Source organism: Bacteroidales bacterium, assembly GCA_018334875.1.
GTDB lineage: Bacteria > Bacteroidota > Bacteroidia > Bacteroidales > UBA12077 > JAGXLC01.
The window spans coordinates 1-5167 of the sequence record JAGXLC010000288.1 but is presented as its reverse complement, the minus strand read 5'-3'; the positions used below and the strand labels follow the sequence as shown (position 1 = coordinate 5167).

Sequence of the window (5167 nt, the reverse complement as noted above, 5' to 3'; positions counted from 1 at the left end):
CTTTCCACCATGCTGGAAATATCATCTTTGGCACTGTCAACTGAACTTCTCTGGCTGGTAGTAATGAAATAAGAACCGTTTTCCTGTGTTTTTATGGCAGCCAGGTTGGTTGATGTTTCCACCAGATCCTCCATCTCCTGGCTCCAGGCATAAACCCCATGCGGGCAGGCATAGAGTGCATTGATCAGTTCGTGTTGGATGTCTTCATCAATGACATAGCCGGGGAGGCTGGCTTGTTCGAACGACAGTTTCAGGCCAGGTTCAGTGACTTTAAGCTCATTTTTTACCTGCTTTTCATATTCACTGAAATAATGCTTCACATTTTCCACATCCTCTTCATGAATGGATACATGGGCTTCGGCTTCCCTGGGAATGGCATTTCTGGCCCTTCCACCGTCGAAAGAGGAGATCCGTACATCATAATCTTCGGAGATGTTCCAAAGGAAACGGTTTACAATCTTCAGGGCATTGCCGAGTTTTTTATGGATCTCATCACCGGAGTGACCCCCATTTAATCCGGTCACCTGTATTTTGAAGCCCTGATGATCTTCAGGGACCTTTTCCCTGTCAAATTCAAATGTAGCCACTGTATCGATTCCGCCGGCACAGCCGATGAATAGCTCTCCCCAGTCTTCCGAATCCAAATTGATCAGTATTTTTCCCTCAAAAAAGCCGGATGGTAAAGCAAAGGCGCCGGTTAGCCCGGTTTCTTCATCCACAGTAAAAAGGCATTCCAGCGGTCCGTGCGAAATGTCATCTGACGCAAGCAGCGCAAGCTGTGCAGCTATTCCCAAACCATTGTCGGCCCCGAGTGTTGTGCCTTCAGCTTTGACCCAGTCTCCGTCAATATAAGGTTTTATGGGATCTTTCCCGAAGTCGTGCTCTGTACCCTGGTTTTTTTCGCCGACCATGTCCACATGACTTTGAAGAACCACGGGCTTTAGATTTTCATTACCTTTTGCCGCCGGTTTTTTGATAAGCAGGTTGCCTGCCCGGTCCTTTTGGGTTTCAAGATTTTGCTTATCTGCGAAATCCAGAAGATATTGCAGGATTTGATCTTCCTGTTTTGAAGGCCGCGGTATTTTGCAGAGTTCTTCGAAATATCCCCAAACTTCATTCGGTTCTAAATTGCTTATTTTCTCCATAGTTTGTTTGAAATGGTTTTTGGGTAGATTTTAGCCTCCAAAGATATAAAGAAATGATTTTTTAGAGCAGGAATCAAAATTTCTTATTATTTTTACTGAAAGAAATAGCAATGTTTGTATGAAACGACGTGACTTTGTTAAAATCAGTGGTATAGCGGGTGCTTTTATGCTTTCCGGGTTTGGCTTGAATGCAATGAAACCATTCAGGATTCGGCAGGCCCAGCCGTTGGATTTTTCCGGTTATAAAGGCTTTAATCTTTTAGCCAAGTTTAGTGGGAGAGAGCCCGATAGAAAATTCAACGAGGAAGACTTCGAAATTATGGCCGAATGGGGTTTCAATTTTGCCAGGATTCCTATGTCATACTGGAACTGGGCTTCTATCGATGATTGGTATGATATCGATGAAAGCGTACTGAAAGATATTGACGAAGTGGTGGAATTCGGTAAACAGTATAACGTGCATATCAACCTGAATATGCACCGGGTGCCCGGTTACTGCATCAATAACAGGGAAAAGGAGCCTGTGGATCTTTTCGGTGACACTCCTGAAAACATGAAGAAAGCGCTTGATGCAGCCGTATATCACTGGAGGATGTTTGCCAAACGGTATAAGGGGATTTCCAGCAAGCGCCTCAGCTTTGACCTGATCAACGAACCACCCACCATGGACACAGAGGATAGGTATGTAGAAGTGGTTCGTGCATTGGTTGAAGGAATCAGAAAAGATGATCCCGACCGGCTGATCGTGGCCGATGGTTTAGACGTAGGAAGAACTCCGGTCTTTGGTATTAAAAATATGGGTCTTCCGCAGAGTACACGGGGTTATGACCCGATGGATGTTAGCCATCACCAGGCCGGATGGGTACCCGAAGGTGCCTTCAAGGCTTCAGGAGAACCTGAGTGGCCACTGGAATTGGATAACGGCGTGGTATGGGACAAAGAAAAACTGAGGGAGGAACTGATTAATCCGTGGAAACCGCTTGTTAACCAAGGGGTGCAGGTTCATGTTGGAGAATGGGGCTGTTTTAACAATACTCCGCATGATGTGGCTCTAAGGTGGATGGAAGATTTGCTTTCTCTTTGGGAAGAAGTAAACTGGGGGAATGCCCTCTGGAACCTGAAAGGTTCGTTTGGTGTGCTCAACAGCGGACGAAACGATGTCAAATATGAGAATTACAAAGGGCATAAGCTTGACCGGAAAATGCTGGAGCTGCTAAAAAAGTATCAGTAGTAGAAATTTTCCCGGGGATCACCATTTGTTTTTTGTTTCCAGGGGAATCGACTATGAATTTGAGATTCATCTTAATGGAAAAAAGATTCATTACCAGGAAGGGATGTTCACACCTGTAGAGCTTGCCCTGGATAAACATCTTCAGGAGGTATCGGGTAAAAAGGATATGGATTCGGAGTATCAGCTTTTATATACTCCATAATCTTATTTATTTCATTGAATAAGAGAAATATGGATAAAAGAAGCAAACAAAGTGCCGGGATATTGGTTTACCGGTTTAACGGCTCCCGTTTTGAAGTGTTTTTGGTTCATCCTGGCGGACCTTTCTGGAGGAATAAAGATATGGGCGCATGGTCCATTCCCAAAGGAGAATTTCCCGATGAAGAAGATCCTCTGGATGCAGCCAAAAGAGAACTAAAAGAAGAGACGGATCATGAGGTTGACGGGGAATTTATTCCACTTACTCCGGTAAAACAGAAAAGCGGAAAGATTGTTTATGCCTGGGCTGTGGAAGATCATATCGATCCGGAAGCTTTATCCAGCAATACCTTTAAGATGGAATGGCCTCCAAAATCCGGAAAATTTAAGGAGTTTCCCGAAGTGGATAAAGGAGGCTGGTTTGACTACCACACCGCTCTGGATAAGGTCCATTCCTATTTAAAGCCTATGCTGGAAGAGCTGGTGGAAAAGCTGGATATTCCAAAATCAAAGTTATAATTTTGTCTTTTCAAGTTATAATTTTGTTTGTTCAATCAAGATGAAGGTCTGGAGAAAAGCCAAATCATATACCTCCAATATCTGGAGTCAAGCCAGGGGCAAAATATTTTCCAGGATAAGAAGAGATCTGAATATGTTAAGGGTTGGGCTTACTGATCCCGGTTTGCCGTGGTATACCAAAGCCATCATTATGTTTACGGTGGCATACGCATTAAGCCCCATTGATCTTATCCCTGATTTCATACCGGTGCTCGGATTGCTTGATGATCTGATACTGGTACCGGTTTTTATTTCCATTGCCATCAAGCTTATACCGAAGAGTAAAAGAGAGTCGTACCGGAGAGAGGCGGAAACCCGACAATTCAGCAAGAAAAAGAAATCAGGCGGACCGGGCTTTTTCTTCTGGCTTCTCGTATTGATCGGAATAATACTGGCAATAACCTGAATAGAAACTTGCGTCTCAGGCAAAAGAATATATAGTTTGGTTGATCACTTTAGGATTTGTTGTAAATGGTATATTTTCGGCTAACCGCATAGGAATAAAAATTAGCAATTACATTTCGTATTAAAAACCTTATTTTTCTTTATATTAAACATTAGTAGCCATAAGGCATCTACCCATCCCTTAACCTTATTACCTTATTTTTTTACATCCAGATGTTATATTCTTCCGGAGAATAAGGTAATAAGGTTGATTATCATTGGGTATTTCATGGCTACGAAGGTTGAGCAACTAAAAATAAGGTTTTCTGTAAGCCGCTATTTGTGCAATATATTGAAATGGTTATTTTGGAATAAAATCCGCTTGCAGTAATCTTACACAACAAAAGCATGACCGGCATGCGGGTTTAGGTTCGCTGAGCCTTATCGGGGTTCATTTGTCCATAAATAAACAATAATCAGATGAGATAGAAACTTCTGTGGATAGAAAAATTGGGAATACACACATTTTTAACCTGGATTATTCTTACCGCAACTTTAGCTGCAAACAAATTTCTCGTAACCTGATGATAGGTATCGTTCTCAAAATTAAGCAATTTAACTTTTAAGATCGGCCCAAAGAAAGACCTACCAAATTTTAGAATTTAAAGTGCAGCCAAACTTTGCTAAAAAAACAAAATTTTTAGAAGATAGCATAATTATCTATGTCTAATCAATCATTCAGGCCCGCCTTCGCTAAAGCTTCAGCGAACAGGCCCGCCTTCGCTAAAGCTTCGGTTGCTTACCCTAAAGCTTCAGCGACAGCCCACCTTCACTTCGTTTCGGTTGCTTACGCTAAAGCTTCAGCGACAGCCCACCTTCACTTCGTTTCGGTGGGCAGGCCCGCCTCCACTGCGTTTCGGTGGGCAGGCCCACCTGCACTTCGTTTCGGTGGGCAAGCATCCAACTATTATAAACCCAGCAGCAACCTTTCCGGATCCTTGCCTCCCGGAAGCATGGCCTGTGGATTTTCTATCAATTCTTTCACTTTCATCAGGAAGCTTACCGATTCCTTGCCATCGATGATGCGGTGATCGTAGGAGAGAGCCAGGTACATCATAGGTCTTATCTCTACCTTGCCTTCTATGGCTACAGGGCGTTCTTGTATGGCATGCATGCCCAGTATGGCTGACTGAGGTGGATTGAGTATGGGTGTGGACAGAAGTGAGCCAAATACACCGCCGTTGGTGATGCTGAACGTGCCACCCTCCATCTCCTCAATGGAAATGCGGTTGTTTTGTCCCTTTTCGGCAAATTCTTTGACATTCCGCTCAATTTCTGCTATGCTGAGGCTTTCGGTATTGCGGATTACGGGTACCATCAATCCTTTTGGGGTCTGTACAGCAATGCCAATATCTGTATATTCCGGGTATACAATCTCATCCCCCTCAATCATGGAATTGACATTGGGATAGCGTTCCAAGGCTCTGGTGGCGGCTTTGATGAAAAACGACATAAAACCCAGCTTGATGCCGTGCTTTTCCCGGAACTGCTGTTGAAATTTTTTTCTCAACGCCATCACCATCGACATGTCTGCTTCATTGAAGGTTGTGAGCATGGCAGTCTCGTTTTTTACGGCAACCAGTTCCTCCCT

General features: G+C 43.7%; 6 protein-coding genes. 4 read left to right on the top strand and 2 right to left on the bottom strand.

What is annotated here, in order from left to right:
* The coding region (pepD, locus tag KGY70_16600; protein MBS3776820.1) for a beta-Ala-His dipeptidase at window positions 1–1145 on the bottom strand (1145 nt) is incomplete at its 3' end.
* Between the two features lie 118 nt (window positions 1146–1263).
* Between pepD and KGY70_16595 the strand changes: the two genes are divergently transcribed.
* From KGY70_16595 to KGY70_16580, 4 genes are read left to right on the top strand one after another with little or no spacing between them, the layout of a single operon-like run.
* Entirely contained in the window at window positions 1264–2376 is a 1113-nt protein-coding gene (locus tag KGY70_16595) for a cellulase family glycosylhydrolase (GenBank protein ID MBS3776819.1), read from the top strand.
* Window positions 2377–2401: 25 nt separating this feature from the next.
* The gene (locus KGY70_16590; protein ID MBS3776818.1) at window positions 2402–2578 is read left to right on the top strand and encodes a hypothetical protein; all 177 of its coding nucleotides are present in this window, start codon (window positions 2402–2404) and stop codon (window positions 2576–2578) included.
* A gap of 29 nt (window positions 2579–2607) precedes the next feature.
* Complete coding sequence (locus KGY70_16585; GenBank protein ID MBS3776817.1) at window positions 2608–3093, top strand: NUDIX domain-containing protein; 486 nt, start codon at window positions 2608–2610, stop codon at window positions 3091–3093.
* Between the two features lie 40 nt (window positions 3094–3133).
* Window positions 3134–3538: a DUF1232 domain-containing protein gene (locus KGY70_16580; protein MBS3776816.1), complete on the top strand. Its 405-nt coding sequence runs from the start codon at window positions 3134–3136 to the stop codon at window positions 3536–3538.
* 945 nt (window positions 3539–4483) lie between these two features.
* Here the strand turns inward: KGY70_16580 and sucB are convergent.
* Window positions 4484–5167 (bottom strand): dihydrolipoyllysine-residue succinyltransferase (gene sucB, locus KGY70_16575; protein MBS3776815.1); only part of this gene is annotated, 684 nt, incomplete at its 5' end.